Source organism: Clostridium sp. chh4-2 (genome assembly GCF_002899675.1).
Lineage (GTDB): Bacteria > Bacillota > Clostridia > Lachnospirales > Lachnospiraceae > CHH4-2.
Genome location: NZ_PKUU01000024.1, coordinates 1 through 15963, shown reverse-complemented (window position 1 = coordinate 15963; position 15963 = coordinate 1). Strand labels below are relative to the sequence as shown.

Genomic DNA, 15963 nt, shown 5'->3' with positions numbered 1-15963 from the left:
TTGTTGTCCACCTTATTTTTTCTTGCGGGAATCGATGATTTTCATGCCGAACCGTTTGCTGATCCATTTCCGCACAGGCGGACAGATCCTGGTGACCTGGTTCATGGTAAAATACACCAGCATATAGAGCTCTTTTCCCTTTTCCTTAGGCGCGCCCTTCCATGGGGTGCGCTCCAGATAATATTCATAATATTTCCTGTAATAGTTCCTGTTTCCGGCCACCCAGGGGCGCTCGTCTCCCATATAATGTATCACAACCGGCTTTCTCCCGGCCTCTGTAAATTCCTCTTTGCTCACTTCCCGGTACGCCTCTGTGGCGCGCACCAGCGTCTCGTATTTAAAATAGCGGTAATTAGTAAAAAAATTATATTTGGGAGGAAGGGTTTTAATTCTTCCTTTCAGCACTCCGTTCAGCGTATCCTGGTCGCAGGCAAATAATTGGCCGTTCTTCCGGCTGTAGTAATCCATAAACTGATCCTGAATATGTTCCCTGCGCCATCCATCGATGTCCATCAGGAGGACACCTGAATTATAATATGCCTCTTTCTGCGTTAAATCAATCACTGCTTTAATCTCAGTATAAACCGTGGGTTCCATCACCATACCCACCAGATTGTTCCCAAGATCCGTCTCCCAAAGGCCTTTTAAACTGCCGAGAACCACCGTGTCGCAGTCCAGATACAGCGCCCGTTTCACCTCAGCCGGCAGCACGCCGGCCGAAAACAGCCTGGTCATGGCGCTGATGTCAAATCCTCTGGTGTCGATCTGATAATCGAACCTCTCTTTTAAATTGCCAAATTCAATGACGGACAGCTCTCTTCCAAATTCTCCAGCCAGCTCTTTCAGCCTGTTTTGGTACTCTGCCGACATTCCGGCAGACAGAAGATAGACGTTAAGCTCTTTGGCCTCAGAATTATGTTCCAGCAGAGAATACAAAGATACCGCCAGATGCCTGGCATAGCCGTCGTTGGACGCGTATACAATGTTCATATCCAGATCCTTCCTGATTTATTACATTTTCTTTTCTTTTCAATTTCTTTTGCCTTTCATTTTACATGATTACTGGTAAAATGTAAATCTTCCCCCATAATTTAGTAGCATTTTCATTTTAAATGTGTTAGATTAACAATGTATCTTCATGTATTAGGAGCATGAAGATATCATTTCTAGGATACAGGAGGATAATTGCAATGCATAAACTATTTCGTTCTTCAGCAGCGCTGATGATGGCATGCGCTATGTTTACCATGTCGTCCATGACCGCATTTGCCGAAGAGGGGTATGGCCCGGGATTTAATCTTCCGGACAAGTACGAATCAACCGAACAGACCGGTGATTCTGCACAGACAGGGTCTGCCGAGAATAACACAACTTCCGGAGCTTCTGAAAACCAGACTCAGGAAACCACCGCCGGACAGGAAACCGGTGGACAGACAGCGGATGAACTGGCCGCTGAACTGGCTTCTGCAGAAGCTGCCGAAGCCGCAGCCAGAGCAAACCTTCCACAGCTTCAGACAACCGTTCTGATTCCGGGAAGCGTATGGTCACAGCCATTTGTCAATGACCAGCAGATCGCATTAGGCGACGGACTTGGATTCCGCTCTATCTCCATCTTTTTAACCAATACGGTGGGCAACGTCCTTTACCGCACCTACAGCACACAGTACGGCTGGACTCCATGGGTGATGAACGGACAGTACACCACAGTTTACGCCGACGAAACCCAGATGGAAGCGATTCAGCTGAAACTGGACGGACCGGTAAGCAACACCTTTGACATCTATTACTGCAGTATTTTATCAGACGGCACCACAACCGGATGGACCAAGAACGGCGAAGCCAGCGGAACCATGGGTACGGATAAGAAGATTGTAGGTTTCCGTATGGCCCTCAACGGCAAAGACGTGGAATGGCCTCACTCTACGGAACACGTTTTGGATTCCGTTCATGACGACGGCGTTCAGTACATAGACGGACAGCTCCGTTATATCAATGGCGACGGAACCAACTTTACCGGTTGGGGATACGTTGGCAGCGACCGCTATTATTTCGTGGATTCCATGCCGGTAACGGGATGGCAGTATATTGACGGCTACAAGTTATACTTTAATGAAGCCGGAGTTCTGGTTAAGGATCTGGACCCGATTATCGGAAAACAGAGCACCTATCAGATCAAGATCAACAAAGAGATGAACGTAACAACGGTTTACGCCGCAGACGGAGCCAACGGCTTCATCATCCCGGTCAAATCATTCCTTTGTTCCACAGGAGACGATACCCCGCTCGGCACCTTCAAGACCCCGGAGAAATACCGCTGGCGTCTGATGAACAGCGGCGTGTATGCCCAGTATGCAACACGTTTGGCAGCCGGACAGAGTTTCCTGCTTCATTCTATTATCTACGAAAAACAGAACAATATGACACTTCAGCCATCCACCTATAATTATCTGGGTGTGGCCCGTTCAGCCGGATGTATCCGTTACCTGACCCAGGATGCCAAATGGATCTTCGACAATTGTCCGGTTGGCACAACAGTCACCGTATACAACGCTCAGGATCCGGGACCTTACGGCCGCCCGGTAATCCCATACACCATTCCGGATACCCAGACATGGGATCCAACGGACGTTACCGTGACCGGTGTGAATTAATTTTCATCAGGCAGTAAACAGCCAAAAGGCAGCATCGGCAGTGAATATGTAATTCACTCCGTTGCTGCCTTTTTTACGCTTACCGCCTGAACCAGGCCTTCATCGTATCAAAAACCTGAACCAGCTCATCTTCCTGTATCACATAGGGAACCATGGAATACATGTACCTTAGAAACGGCCGGCTGAATACTTCCCGCTTATATGCAAACTGCTGAAAACCGTCAAGCACGGCGGGATCATGGACTTCTACGCAGACACATCCGCCCATGATGCGCACTTCTTTGATCCTCGGATCGGTAAAGTCTCCCATCTCACGCCTGCTGATTTCGGCTATCCTGCTTATTTTAGCCATGTAATCTTCCTGCTCAAACAGCTCTATGGATTTTAAAGCCACGCTGCATGCCAGCGCATTGCCCATAAAGGTGGGCCCGTGCATCAGCGCGTGTTCCGGATTGTCGCTGTAAAATCCTTCGTAAACCTTGTGATTTGCCACGGTAACGGCATGCCCGATATAGCCTCCCGTCAAAGCTTTTCCAAGAATCAGAATATCAGGGCAGACCAGATCAGCCACAAACCTGTTTCCAGTCCGCCCAAATCCGGTTGCCACCTCGTCAAATATCAACAGAACGTCATAAAGATCACAGAGTTCCCTGGCCCGTTTTAGAAAAGAGAGACTGTACATCCTCATCCCTCCCGCACCCTGAAGAAGCGGTTCCACGATAAAACAGTTCAGTTCGCCTCCATGGTCTTTAAACGCCTTTTCCAGCGCCGGAATTTCGGTTGGAATATGAATCACATCCCTCTTTTCTCCAAATGCAAAATGGTAGTCTTCATCATCTCCCACCTCCATCGCCTTGAACGTGTCTCCATGGTATGCATGAGTTAATGAAAGCACCTTTTTTCTGTCTCCGTTCCGGTTCGTATCAAACTGAAGCGCCATCTTTAAAGCGACTTCAACGGCCACGCTTCCCGAATCGGAAAAAAAGCAGTAATCCAAATCTCCCGGAAGCCAGCTTTCAAGCTTTTCGGAAAGCTTCATCACCGGCTCATGTGTCAGTCCTCCCAGCATCACATGGGAGAAACGGTCTGCCTGGGATTTGACCGCCTCAGTTAGCACGGGATGTTTATAGCCGTGTATCACGCTCCACCAGGAGGAGATGGAATCAATCATCTTCCTTTCCTCCGTATAGAGAAATACCCCTTCTGCATCAATTATTTTATACGGTTCCCTCATCGTTTTCATCTGCTGATATGGATACCAGATCATAGGATTTTCACCAAGCCTTTCTTTTTATCTGTATTTCTTTATTCATAGAGGGACGCCAGAATCTCCGCATCCATATCCAACTCCCTGTCTCCGTCCTTTACGCAGGCCAAAACCTTTAAACCTGTTATGTATTCACACATGTTCCGATTATCTTCCTCCATCACATTTCCCGGATGAAAATGATTGAATAGGATGCCCTTAACAGGAATCTTTCTGCTCCTCATGTATTCCACCGTCAATCCCACATAGTTAATGGTTCCCAAACCGGCGTCGGCGACCACCAGGCAGGATAAGCCCAATTCTTTAATCACATCTTCCAGCAGAATCTTCTCCTGATCGAAACGAACCGGACAGAGGATTCCTCCGCTGCCTTCCATAGTGACATAGTCATATTTTTGACAAATTTCTTCAAATCCTCTCTTTACCACGTTCATCTGAACCGGATTCCCCTCGATTCCGGACGCCAGATGCGGGGAATACGCCAGTTCATAGACACAGGGGCACATCTCTTTCAGCGGCTGTTCTGTGCCGGAAACATTTTTCACGAAAAGCGCGTCGCCCGGTATCAGAGTTTGATCCGGCTGTCTTTCATTACCGCTCATCGCGGCTTTATAATAAGCGGCGCTTTTTCCGCTGCCGCAAAGCTTTTTCATAATCAGCCCGGTTACATAAGTCTTTCCCACGTCCGTTCCCGTACCTGTAATAAATAGATTTTTACTCATCTCCTAATTTCACCTCGTATCCCAGCTTCTCCAAAAGCTCTAAATCCGTTTTCACCGTAATCCCTGCCGTTGTCAGCATATCGCCTGAGATCGCTGCATTGGCTCCGCTTCGAAAGCACCTCTCCCCTTTATCCTCAAGCAGCCCTCTTCCTCCCGCTAAGCGGATGGATGCATCCGGTATGAGAAAACGAAAAACCGCTATGATCCTTAAAACTTCCTCATCACTCATAATGGGATTATGCCCCAGAGGAGTGCCGGGAATTGGGTTTAAAAGATTTACGGGAACCGATTTAACCCCCAGCTCTCTGGCGCTCAAAACCATATCGATCCGATCCTCCATCGTCTCTCCCAGCCCCATTATTCCGCCTGAACAAATTTCCATTCCCGCGCGCTTAGCCGCCTTTAATGTCTCCACCTTCTCTTCAAATGTATGAGTGGTGCAAATCTCAGGGAAATAACGCCGTGATGATTCCAGATTGCAGTGAACCCTGTCCGCCCCGGCTTCTCTCAGCTTCTGAAACTGCTGCTGGGACAAAAGGCCGAAGGAAATGCAGACTTTTATGCCGGCCTGCTTTCTGATTTCCCGAATACTTTCACATGCTTGTTCCACCTCCTGATCGGAAAGCCTTTTTCCCGACGTAACGATGGAATATCGCAAAACGCCCTGTCCTGCATTGATCTTTGCATGCTCAACAAGTTCTTCTGTGGATAAAAGCGGGTAGCTTTCCACGCGTCCGGTATCATAATGTGCGCTCTGGGCGCAGTACTTGCAGTCTTCCGAGCATTGTCCCGATTTTCCGTTCACAATCGTACAAAGATCAAACCGGTTTCCGCAAAAATGGGTACGGATTTCATCAGCCGCATCGACCAACTCTTCAAAAGGCGCTTTCGCAAGCACAACCGCTTCTTCCCGGCTCAAAAGCTGTCCGGACAAGACCTTATTTTTTAATTCCCTTACTATACTCATATCATTACCTCACTTTCTCAATTGCCGGTTTGATCCGCATGGTCAGATACGCGGCCAAAATGCACAGACAGATATCGCCGGGAACCGCCAGGATAAAACAGTACAAAAACAGCGGCCACAGCCCGATGGGAGTATTGATCACATAATTACAGATCACATAATAGTAAAACATTCCCACGCCGTAAACGATGAAAAGGCCGGTAAAGTTAGCGGCCAGCAGTCCCTTTACGGTGAGTTTCTGCATATTCTCCGCCATTTTTCCCGTCACATAACTGGCAATGCAAAATCCGATGATATAACCAAAGCTGGGCTTCAGCAGATACCAGATACCGCCGCCGCCTGCAAATATGGGGAGTCCAGCCAGTCCCAGCGCCATATAAACGCCCACGCTGACCGCTCCGGCTCTCCCGCCCATTAGAAGGCCGGCCATCATGGTGAACAGAAACTGCAGGGTAAACGGAACCACGGGAACCGGTATTTTTATAAATGCTCCCACCGCAGTCAATGTGGTAAACATGGCGCAGAATACCAGGTTCCGCGTTTTTTGAATCCGCATATGAGATGTGGTAAGGCGGGAGACAGATTGTTTTATTTCGTTCATGTTCTTCTCTCCTCAAGTTGCCGATTGTAAACTTATATTTTTATCAATGTTAACATTATATCAAATTATATCGGTACGAATGCACATTGTCAACTTATATATTATAATTGGTTTACATTTGTTTTAAAATCACCTTTGCATTCATTCCAAACTAAAAAGGCCAAGCCTGTTACCAGACTTGACCCATTCCCATCTCACTGCCTATTCATTATCCAATTCTCTCAATCACAATCCGTTTCAAATATTCAAAACTCTCCAGTCTGAACATCCAGGCCAATCCGGCATAGACCGCCACGCCTGCTGCCATCTGAACGATCAGGCACAGCCAAGCCCCATGCACAACAAACTGGATTCCATACACAATAATCCCCATCAGGCAGGAAACCACAATGGATGGAAGAATATCAATCCACTGCTCCCCAATGCTGTAATTCAGCAGTTTTTTATTCGGCCACGCATTGATGAAGGTACAGATAAAATCAGCCACCGCCTTCAGCGCCACCAATGTGATCGCGCCATACTGGATTCCGATCAGCAGCACAACCAGCCCAACCGCCTTTTTAATCACTTCTAATTTTAGGAAAATATCGCTCCGCCCAACCGCGTTCAACGCCTGAAGGTTGGCGATATGAATGGGCCAGAAAGAATAGGCCACACACATGATTCTCAGATAAGGCACGCAGGACATCCATTTTTCTCCCAGCAGCGCCAACACCAGAGAATCTGCCACTGCAATCATTCCCGCCATCATAGGAAGCACCAGAAAGGAACTGGTCACAATGGACCGCCTCAGCATGCTTTTCACCCGGGCCAGATCATTCTGGCTGGCCGCCAGGACAGGAAGCATAACCGACTGAATGGCCGCGCTTAAATTATTCACAATGAGTTTTGGGAACTGATCCCCCCGGTTGTAATTGCCCAGCACGCCTTCATTATAGATCTTCCCCATAATGAGCCCGTGAATGTTGTTGAATATCGTGTCAATCAAAGATGCGCACAGCAGTTTCCACCCAAATGCAAACATCCCCTTAATCCGTTCAAATACAAAGATAAATTTGGGTCTCCAGCTGATCGTAATAAAAAGTATGATCATCAGGGAGAAATAATACATGATCTGCTGCCAGGCCAACGCCCAAACGCCCATTCCCAAATAGGCCATTCCAATGCTAACTCCGCCGGAAATCACCGCCGCACCCAAAGTAGCCAGAAACAGGCCTTTAAATTCCAGTTTTCTGGAAATATAGGCATTTTGAATGGATGTAACTCCACCCGGAAACAGAATAACCGAAAGCACGCGAATGACCGCTGTCATCTCTTCGTTATGATAAAATCCGGCGATCCAGGGAGCCGCTAAAAACAGGCAGAGATAGATGACGGCCGAGGTCATCAGATTGAAGAAAAATACGGATGAAAAATCCGCATCGTCCACATTTTGCTTCTGTATCAGAGCCGTGCTGAATCCATTCTGCACCAGCACATTGGCGATAGTGATGAAAATGGTGATGATCGCCACAATCCCGTATTCTTCCGGGGACAGCATGCGGGCCAATATGACGGATACCAAAAATTGAATTCCCTGAGACCCTCCATTTTCCATGATCTTCCAAAAAAGACCGTTTAGTACTTTTGTCTTTGTTTCGCTTGATGCCATTGTATCGTTCCTTCCATTTTTTATATCAAGGGTGAAGGGCTTTTTCGGAAATCCCTTCAGGTATCATGTAAATAACTCTCACCTGCGAACCGCATAAGCCGCCTTCTGCAGCAAACGGTACAGCCACGGAGCCTTAACTTCCATCTGAATGAAAAATCTGGTCCTGTCCGATAACTCCTTATAATACCGTTTAAATTCCGGCCTCAGCACCTGATCATACTGCCTCGTATTCACCATGGTCAGAAAATAAATCCGCTCCGCCGCCGACACGCTCTCCTTATGAAAACGCCCGCCCGTCACCCGGTCAAATTCCTCATACATCCACTTCATATTTTCATAATATTTCCGCTGTTTTTCCTTATAATTTCCCTTCTTACTTGCGGTCGTCCAGGACTGGCTCACACCCACCCGGTAAACACACATATCCCGGTCCATATAATAACCGTATCCATGCTCGGCCATCATCAGCTGCAGAGGAATGTCCCCCACCTGGCAGTCCGTGTAATACCGCGGCAGCTCCTTCACATATTTTGTGGGAAACATCAAGGAAGCCGTCGCATATCCGGATGTCTTATCAATGATCTCTTCCGGAGTAACAATCCGGTCCTCCGTATAGGGTCTCACCTTTCCCTCCGTCATGGAACCGTCCACCACCTCGGTTTTCGCGCTGTGAAAGCACAGGGTGCAGTCCGGGTGGCTCTCCATATAATCCACCTGCATCTGCATTTTTAACGGATCAATCCAGTAGTCATCTCCCTCGCACATGCAGATATATTTACCCCTGGCCCTTGGAAAGTTAAATGCGCCGCTTATGTTGGAAATCCCCTTGGAATACTGGTTTTCCGTCTGATACATCGGTTTTATGATCTCCGGATATTTTTCGGCATATTCCCTGATAATCTCAGCCGTTTTATCCGTAGAAGCATCGTCGTGTACCAGGATTTCATATGGAAAATCCACCTTCTGCATCAAAAATGATTCCAGCGTCTTCCTTATATATTCTTCATGGTTATAAGTAATGCAGTTAATGCTGACCAATGGCTGCTGTTCCATCTCAAACTCCTTTTACTCTCTACCGCCGGACTCCCATCGTAAAACACTGGGCAATGGTTCCGGCCAACGTATTTTTATAAAAATGATACTTCTTTATAAGAAATGCCCTTGTAAACAAATTACCGGATGGAATTCTTAAAAATGCCCTGATAATCTCTTTTTGTTCCATAGCAAGCTGATCCGGAAACAGTTCCATCAGGCAAGACGCCTGTGCAAACATCTTCCTGTAATTCTCCTTTACCTGCCGGTTTTTCTCCTCCGTAAGCCTCTCTGCATACTGGGTGACATCCCTGCTGCTCCTGGCTCCCAAAGTATTGTCCCCATGCTGCCGGTATAAGGACAACGGCCGGTCCACATATCCGATCTTCCCAAAACATGACGCCAAAAGCGCCAGCCACCAATCATGCATGAAACAGTTTTTCGGCGTCTTTTTCAGATAAGGAAGCAGCGCCCTGTTAAACATGACCGCCCCGCCGGTCACGGGATTCTGCACCAGAAGCTGATTTAATCCGGTCCTCTCCGGGCTGATATGCTGATACGCAAAAAAGCTGGGATGAATCTCAGAGAGATCCGTCCCCGCCACTTTCATATCGGAATGAATCAGAATCGGCGTGTCTTTTCCAAAAATCGATTCCATTTCCCCCATCTTTTTTAACAGTTGTTCCGTCTTATCCGGCATCCACACGTCGTCCTGGTCGCTTAAAAGGAAATACTCCTCCCGGCCGTCGTCATTTTCCGCCACATAGGAAAGCAGCCTCAGGAAATTGGCCGCCGCCCCTCCGGATGCCTGCTCATGATTCATGGTTTCAATCTGCCCCGGATAGCGGTTCTTATACTCCCTGATGATCTCCATTGTTCCATCCGTGGACAGATCATCCGATATCAAAAGATTCATCGGCTGTACAGACTGTTCCAGAATGGAATCCAACTGCTGTCTGAGGAACCGCTCTCCCTGGTAAGTTGCCATTAATACTTTCATATCCGCCTCGTATTCCGTCTGTTTTTCTATCCCTGGTGCACTTTAACCGCCGCCAAAGCCGACTCAATCACCTTGTCCATATCGTAATACTTATATTCCCCAAGCCTGCCGCCGAAAATCACATGCTCTTCTTTTGCCGCCAGCTCCGCGTATTTCTGGTACAACGCCTGGTTCTTTTCATCATTTACCGGATAATACGGTTCCATTCCCTCGGCCCATGCCGCCGGATACTCTTTCGTTATCACCGTTTTCGGCTGCGTGCCGAACTCAAAATGCTTGTGTTCGATGATTCTCGTATATGGTGTCTCCCTGTCCGTATAGTTGACCACCGCATTTCCCTGATAATTCCCCATATCGAGTACCTCGGTTTCAAATTTCAGGCTTCTGTATTCCAATTTTCCGTAGCAATAATCAAAATATGCGTCCACAGTTCCTGTATAAATAACAGTCTCGCCCAGAGAATCATAATATTCTTTTTTCTCCAGATAATCCGTCTCCAATTCAATATCACAGTCCGCAAACAGCTTATCTATAATCACATTATACCCGCCAACCGGGATTCCCTGATACAAATCATTAAAATAATTATTATCATAAGTGAAACGCACCGGAAGCCTTCTTATAATGAAGCTGGGAAGTTCACGGCAGTCCCGTCCCCACTGCTTTTCCGTATATCCTTTCACCAATTTCTTATAAATATCCGTTCCCACCAGGCTGATGGCCTGTTCTTCCAGGTTTTTCGGTTCTCCGGCGACCGCTTGTTTCTGTTCCTCAATTTTTTCTTTGGCTTCCTGAGGAGTGATCACGCCCCACATTTTATTAAATGTATTCATATTAAAAGGCATATTATAGATTTCGCCCTTATAATTTGCTACCGGGCTGTTGGTGAAGCGGTTAAAATCAGCCAGTTCATTTACATAATTCCAGATTTTCTTATTGCTGGTATGGAAAATATGCGCGCCGTACTGGTGAACATGAATCCCTTCCACCTCCGGACAGTATACATTGCCGCCCAGATGGCTGCGTTTTTCCACCACAAGACATTTTTTACCTTTTTTTGCAGCTTCATATGCGAAAACTCCTGAAAACAAGCCGGCGCCGATCAGGACATAATCATATTTTTTCATGAAATACATGCTCCTTTAGTGTTTGAGATTTTGATAATGCATTTATTATACTATGTTTAACATTAAAGGTGAAGGGATTTTCGAAAAAGCCTTGAGGTTTTAACTTAAAACCTCAAGGCTTTTCTGAAAATCCCTTCACCCTTAGCATGAAATGACCTGGTCTATTGTGTAAAAAAACGACGCTTACACCTCTCAATCTCATCCAACAGCCTGTAAAGATCCACCTTTCCAAAATCCGTAGTATCCACCAGAATCTGCGGCCCATTCGCTTTAAACTTATCCATCCCTCTGTTCACAATCCCGTTCACAAAGCTTTCATAGGATACTTCCGTGCCTCTGTTTTTCGAACCGTTTTCCTCTTTTCCTCTATTTTCCTCCGGATAACAGTCATTCACAACATGCCCCCTATGGCGTTCCGGGCTGGCATTTCTCTGTAAAAACCTTTGATATATGCTCCGGTAATCTCCGGTCAACGTAATAGTTATGGCTTTATAATCATATTGATCCAGCAGTTTCATCAATCCGTCCCTGGATACATTCTCAAAATTATTTTCAAGTATAAACGGCTGTTTTACCTTCATCAGCTGCCCCGCCGTATAATACATGATGTTCATCCCTGCAATCCCCAGCCTGACCTTTTCCGCCCTGGACCGGAAACCGATATCATCATACATGATTTCCTTTATCTGATCCTTTGAAATGAGAGGCAAATGCAGGGATTCAGACAAAAATCCGGCCAAAGTGCTCTTTCCTGCCGCAGGAATTCCCGTTACCAAAATACAATACATGCTCCTATTCCTCCGATAATTTTACGACGTCATATGAAATCCCCATCTCATCCATTTGTTTCAAAAAATCCTCCGATACATGATCATCCGTTATCAGCAAATCATAATCTTCCGCCTTACACACGGAATGAATGGAATTTTTACCGATCTTCCCGGAAGGATAAACTCCGATATTCATGGAACTGTTTTCCATCACCGCCTTAGCAAATGCCGCGCCTGCGCTGTCATGTATCGACGCCCCAAACTCCGCCGACAGCGCAGAATGGGATAAAAATGCTTTGTCCATACGGATATTTTTCACCATCTGAATCGTGTAATAGTCGTGGCAGTGCCCCCGGTGCGACATCTCTCCTCCCAAAAGGATAACGGATACCTGACTCTTTTTTCTCAGTTCATCCGCTATCGTAACCGAATTGGTCAAAACGGTGATGTTCAGATCATCCGGCAGATTCATAGCCATGTAATATCCCACCGACGAAGTCGTGATATAGATTACATCCTGACTGCTGATATGCCGGACAGCCCGTTTAGCCACTTCCCAATAGTCTTTCTTTACCTCGTTCAAATCCCGTGGATTATAGGTCTCCTCCGGATAAATTCCTTTGGAAACCGCCTTAATCGCTCCTCCATGAGTTCTCTGCAGAAGTCCCCTGCTCTCCAGCAGCCTCAGATCCCTTCTGGCGCAGTCCGCAGAGACTTGATACAGCGACTGGATTTCCGCCACTGTAATCCTCCCGGACGAGTTTACCTGTTTTACAATATTTTTTTGTCTTTCCTCCATAAACATTTTTTTATTCCCCGATCCTGTTTTTTCTTATTTATATTTGTTTATATTTAATTATACGTGTTTTATCATAAATGTCAACAATGCCGTTTATATGAAGAGAAAAAAGGGTAACCGTTTGGCCTTCCGATGGCTGTACCGGCTCCGGCTGTTTCCATGGCTTTTCCTGTGACTTTGCAGAGTATTAGCAATTCTTAACGCGCAGAATTTTTCGTTCAAGGGAAATGTCCACCTGTTTAAGCGTTAGCGAGTTTGGACATTTCCCTTAGGTTTTAGAAAAATCCTGCACGTTTAGAAGTGCTTATGCCCGAAACCGGAACTGGAAAGGCCATGGAAACTGCCGGAGCCGGTACAGCCATCGGAAGGCTGAGCCATTACAAAAAAGGTACCGCAGAATGATATGATATTCCATCTTTTCCAAATCATTCTGTGATACCCTTTTCAATTTATGTAAGTTGCTCTATGCAACTCGGTTTATGTAAGTTGCTTTTTGTAACTCGCTCTATGCAACCCTCTTCCCATAACTCTCTTCCCATAATTTTCATCACTCAGCCAGCAGCGCATCCAAATCCATGGACATCCTTCCCAAGTTCCGCTCCACAATCTCATACACAAAGAGGTCGCTCCGTTCCTGACTCATATCCACTTCCGGCAGCTTCTGCCACTCCACAAATGTGGTTTCGGAAAAATAACGCATCAGCACCGGAGCCATAGCGATTGCAAACGAATCCCTCACCATAGTCAGGCTCCGCCCATCCGGCGCTCCATCAGTCTTCGCCTTTATCACACCGCTTCCATCCTCATTATTTTCCAGCATATCGATCTTCACATCTTCATGGTATCCTTCTAAAGTGACCTCCGTCTCCTCCAAGTATCTCATAGGAGTATGCCCTAAATCGCCCAGATCCCCTCTGTTTCCTTCTTCATACCGAATCGTCATGTCGCGGTAATCCACCGGCTCACCGCCAGCCTCGCCGATCAGTTCCTGAACGCCGATAAAACCGCCCAGGTTGTTCCAATGGGTATCCGTCTTATAATAGATAAGCTGATCCTTGCTGGCTTCCGTCAGTTCTTCCAACGGATAAACCACTTTAATATCTGAATTTTCACGAATATATTTAACCAGCTCCTTAGCCTTTGAGGTATCCGACAAAGGATCATAATACTCCGGCACAAACTGCCTGTACACAATCTCCTTATTTGGCGCTATGTAAAAGATAAAATCGTCCTTATTCTCCACATATTTGTCCCTCACCGCCAGCAAACGGTCCAGAATCATCTTATGCTGGTCTTCCGTAAACGGACAGACTCCAAGCGTATCGATCATGCTTTCATTTCCCGTATAAAATAGCCATTTATCCTTTCCTACAATCACTTCTTTATTATCAATGCTGTGAAATACTTCCATATTAAATGACGCATAAGCATCAATAAAATGACTTCGAAACGGAGCGTGATCGTTAATATAATCTTCCACCTGTCCCGGGAATTCACTCATCGTTTCCCATGAAAATACCGGCATCCCGGCCAGTTCTCTCTTTTCCGTATTCTCAGATTCCGCCTGGTAGCCAAATGCCAGCCCCAATAAATTCGGCAGCAGCAAAATGGCAAAAAAACATATGATCATCCAATTTTTCTTCATTCTGCCCGCCTCCTTAAAATCTGAAATAAATAAACGGATTATAGGTATTGTTCACCAAAAGCAGTGTACAGAATCCCAACAGCACTGCCATCATCACAATATCCCACCAGCTGATATGATCTTCCTCATATAAATGAGCCTTTAACCCTTTAAACACAGCCTGAACCGGCCCGCAGAACAAGATCCCCGCCACAAACCAGAAAATCACTCTCCGGTCCGCAAACATCGGTATCGTATAGCAGCCGCCCCTGCCGAAAAACATTACCTTCACCATCTCTTTGATCTGTCCCAGGCTTTCGATCCGGAACAGCATCCATCCTACAATCACCACAAACATGGTATAGACATGGTTTAAAACCTTAAAACGGTTCTTTTCCAATATATCCCCTAAAAATAAACGCTCCGCTACAATAAACACCCCATAGTAAGCGCCCCACAGCACAAAATTAATTCCGGCCCCATGCCATAACCCGGTTACCAAAAACACGATAAACAGGTTGATATAGGTCCTCACATTGCCTTTCCGGTTGCCGCCCAGCGGTATGTATAAATATTCCCGAAACCAGGTGGACAGCGATATATGCCACCGTCTCCAGAATTCCCGGATTGACTGGGACAGATAAGGATAATTAAAGTTTTCCATAAAATCAAATCCAAAAATCTTTCCAAGCCCGATAGCCATATCCGAATACCCGGAAAAATCATAATAAATCTGCAGCGTATACAATAAAATCGTAAACCAAGCCAGTCCAGTACTAGCCAGCTCCTGATTGGGAGACGTCAGCACATTATCAACCACAGCGGCAAATGTATTGGCAAATATCACTTTCTTCCCCAATCCATAGCTAAACCGTTTGATCCCATATGCCATGCGCCCGGTTGAGATCGTCCTCTGCGTCAGCTGCGTATCGATTTCATGATATTTTACAATCGGCCCTGCGATCAGCTGAGGGAAAAAACTGATATATAATGCCAGGTTCCAAAAATTCTTCTGAACCTTAATCTTTTTCCTGTAAACATCCACCACATAGGACAAAGCCTGAAACGTATAAAAAGAAATGCCAATTGGAAGCACAATATTCCTGGCTCCAACCACCTCTCTTCTCGCCGCCGAATTAACCAAATCCGCAAAGAAATTAAAATACTTATAATACCCCAGAATCCCAAGATTCACCACAATGCAAGCCGTAATCATGATCTGGCGCATTCTCTTTTCCTGCCCGGCATCAATCAGCCGCCCGAACACATAATTAATTCCAATGGAGATAACCATTAAAACCACATACTTGGGCTCTCCCCAAGCATAAAACAGAATGCTGGAAATCAGAAGAATTCCATTTTTTAATTTCAAATTGGGAATACAGATATAAGCCAGAAATACTATCGGCAAAAAGTACCAGATAAAAACAAGTGAACTAAACAGCATATTCTTTTCCTTTTTCCTTTGTTTTAGTCCTTATTATAATACTACATTTTAAAGAAGTTGTCTCCCAATAAAGATTTTTTTATCACCATATTCACAATCTCCCCTCAAAATTGTTATTTAACAAGGATGGCTGGCGGAAGGTTCGCACGGAATGGGGAGGCGGAACCGGAAGCCAACGATCGGAGAGGCTGTCCGGGCCGGGGAAGGAAGATGCAGCCAAATGGGATTCGGGATTCGCCCCTAAGAGCTACTAAGGCCCGTAAGGACAGAACGAGGCAGGCCAGCGCCATTCGCAGTGAACTCTT

At 46.1% G+C, this 15963-nt stretch carries 14 protein-coding genes; 1 reads left to right on the top strand and 13 read right to left on the bottom strand.

Annotation, left to right across the window (positions count from 1 at the left end):
* Positions 1–12 precede the first annotated feature (12 nt).
* Positions 13–990: a glycosyltransferase family 8 protein gene (locus C0033_RS21040; RefSeq protein ID WP_103229883.1), complete on the bottom strand. Its 978-nt coding sequence runs from the start codon at positions 988–990 to the stop codon at positions 13–15.
* A 200-nt stretch (positions 991–1190) separates the two neighbouring features.
* Here C0033_RS21040 and C0033_RS21035 point away from each other — a divergent pair, with 200 nt between their 5' ends.
* Positions 1191–2651: a L,D-transpeptidase gene (locus C0033_RS21035; protein WP_103229882.1), complete on the top strand. Its 1461-nt coding sequence runs from the start codon at positions 1191–1193 to the stop codon at positions 2649–2651.
* Between the two features lie 79 nt (positions 2652–2730).
* On the opposite strand, the gene bioA is transcribed toward C0033_RS21035, so the two are convergent.
* The 12 genes from bioA to C0033_RS20975 all read right to left on the bottom strand — a co-directional run bounded on the left by bioA (position 2731) and on the right by C0033_RS20975 (position 15658).
* Positions 2731–3918, bottom strand: a complete 1188-nt coding sequence (gene bioA, locus C0033_RS21030) for an adenosylmethionine--8-amino-7-oxononanoate transaminase (protein ID WP_103229881.1) — start codon at positions 3916–3918, stop codon at positions 2731–2733.
* 38 nt (positions 3919–3956) lie between these two features.
* Positions 3957–4640, bottom strand: coding sequence for a dethiobiotin synthase (bioD, locus tag C0033_RS21025; RefSeq protein WP_103229880.1), 684 nt, complete (start codon positions 4638–4640; stop codon positions 3957–3959).
* Positions 4633–5607, bottom strand: coding sequence for a biotin synthase BioB (bioB, locus tag C0033_RS21020; RefSeq protein WP_103229879.1), 975 nt, complete (start codon positions 5605–5607; stop codon positions 4633–4635). The genes bioD and bioB overlap by 8 nt, the downstream gene beginning before the upstream one ends.
* Before the next feature lie 4 nt (positions 5608–5611).
* Positions 5612–6163: a biotin transporter BioY gene (locus tag C0033_RS21015; protein ID WP_103229959.1), complete on the bottom strand. Its 552-nt coding sequence runs from the start codon at positions 6161–6163 to the stop codon at positions 5612–5614.
* A 253-nt stretch (positions 6164–6416) separates the two neighbouring features.
* Positions 6417–7859, bottom strand: a complete 1443-nt coding sequence (locus C0033_RS21010) for a lipopolysaccharide biosynthesis protein (protein ID WP_103229878.1) — start codon at positions 7857–7859, stop codon at positions 6417–6419.
* A 78-nt stretch (positions 7860–7937) separates the two neighbouring features.
* Positions 7938–8912, bottom strand: a complete 975-nt coding sequence (locus C0033_RS21005) for a glycosyltransferase (protein ID WP_103229877.1) — start codon at positions 8910–8912, stop codon at positions 7938–7940.
* A gap of 19 nt (positions 8913–8931) precedes the next feature.
* Complete coding sequence (locus tag C0033_RS21000; RefSeq protein ID WP_103229876.1) at positions 8932–9891, bottom strand: glycosyltransferase family 2 protein; 960 nt, start codon at positions 9889–9891, stop codon at positions 8932–8934.
* Between the two features lie 26 nt (positions 9892–9917).
* Complete coding sequence (glf, locus tag C0033_RS20995) at positions 9918–11018, bottom strand: UDP-galactopyranose mutase (protein WP_103229875.1); 1101 nt, start codon at positions 11016–11018, stop codon at positions 9918–9920.
* A gap of 161 nt (positions 11019–11179) precedes the next feature.
* Positions 11180–11806 carry an AAA family ATPase gene (locus C0033_RS20990; protein ID WP_103229874.1) on the bottom strand — a complete coding sequence of 209 codons (627 nt, stop codon included), beginning with the start codon at positions 11804–11806 and terminating at the stop codon, positions 11180–11182.
* A gap of 4 nt (positions 11807–11810) precedes the next feature.
* On the bottom strand, positions 11811–12587 hold the full coding sequence (locus tag C0033_RS20985; protein ID WP_242984569.1) for a DeoR/GlpR family DNA-binding transcription regulator: 777 nt from the start codon (positions 12585–12587) through the stop codon (positions 11811–11813).
* Positions 12588–13134: 547 nt separating this feature from the next.
* Entirely contained in the window at positions 13135–14232 is a 1098-nt protein-coding gene (locus tag C0033_RS20980) for a hypothetical protein (RefSeq protein WP_103229872.1), read from the bottom strand.
* Between the two features lie 13 nt (positions 14233–14245).
* Positions 14246–15658 carry an MBOAT family O-acyltransferase gene (locus C0033_RS20975; RefSeq protein WP_103229871.1) on the bottom strand — a complete coding sequence of 471 codons (1413 nt, stop codon included), beginning with the start codon at positions 15656–15658 and terminating at the stop codon, positions 14246–14248.
* Positions 15659–15963 lie beyond the last annotated feature (305 nt).

Bases quoted from the DNA above. Each gene is read 5' to 3' on its own strand.
- C0033_RS21040 (WP_103229883.1), bottom strand. From the start codon at position 990: ATGAACATTGTATACGCGTCCAACGACGGCTATGCCAGGCATCTGGCG.
- C0033_RS21035 (WP_103229882.1), top strand. From the start codon at position 1,191: ATGCATAAACTATTTCGTTCTTCAGCAGCGCTGATGATGGCATGCGCT.
- bioA (WP_103229881.1), bottom strand. From the start codon at position 3,918: ATGATCTGGTATCCATATCAGCAGATGAAAACGATGAGGGAACCGTAT.
- bioD (WP_103229880.1), bottom strand. From the start codon at position 4,640: ATGAGTAAAAATCTATTTATTACAGGTACGGGAACGGACGTGGGAAAG.
- bioB (WP_103229879.1), bottom strand. From the start codon at position 5,607: ATGAGTATAGTAAGGGAATTAAAAAATAAGGTCTTGTCCGGACAGCTT.
- C0033_RS21015 (WP_103229959.1), bottom strand. From the start codon at position 6,163: ATGCGGATTCAAAAAACGCGGAACCTGGTATTCTGCGCCATGTTTACC.
- C0033_RS21010 (WP_103229878.1), bottom strand. From the start codon at position 7,859: ATGGCATCAAGCGAAACAAAGACAAAAGTACTAAACGGTCTTTTTTGG.
- C0033_RS21005 (WP_103229877.1), bottom strand. From the start codon at position 8,912: ATGGAACAGCAGCCATTGGTCAGCATTAACTGCATTACTTATAACCAT.
- C0033_RS21000 (WP_103229876.1), bottom strand. From the start codon at position 9,891: ATGAAAGTATTAATGGCAACTTACCAGGGAGAGCGGTTCCTCAGACAG.
- glf (WP_103229875.1), bottom strand. From the start codon at position 11,018: ATGAAAAAATATGATTATGTCCTGATCGGCGCCGGCTTGTTTTCAGGA.
- C0033_RS20990 (WP_103229874.1), bottom strand. From the start codon at position 11,806: ATGTATTGTATTTTGGTAACGGGAATTCCTGCGGCAGGAAAGAGCACT.
- C0033_RS20985 (WP_242984569.1), bottom strand. From the start codon at position 12,587: ATGGAGGAAAGACAAAAAAATATTGTAAAACAGGTAAACTCGTCCGGG.
- C0033_RS20980 (WP_103229872.1), bottom strand. From the start codon at position 14,232: ATGAAGAAAAATTGGATGATCATATGTTTTTTTGCCATTTTGCTGCTG.
- C0033_RS20975 (WP_103229871.1), bottom strand. From the start codon at position 15,658: ATGCTGTTTAGTTCACTTGTTTTTATCTGGTACTTTTTGCCGATAGTA.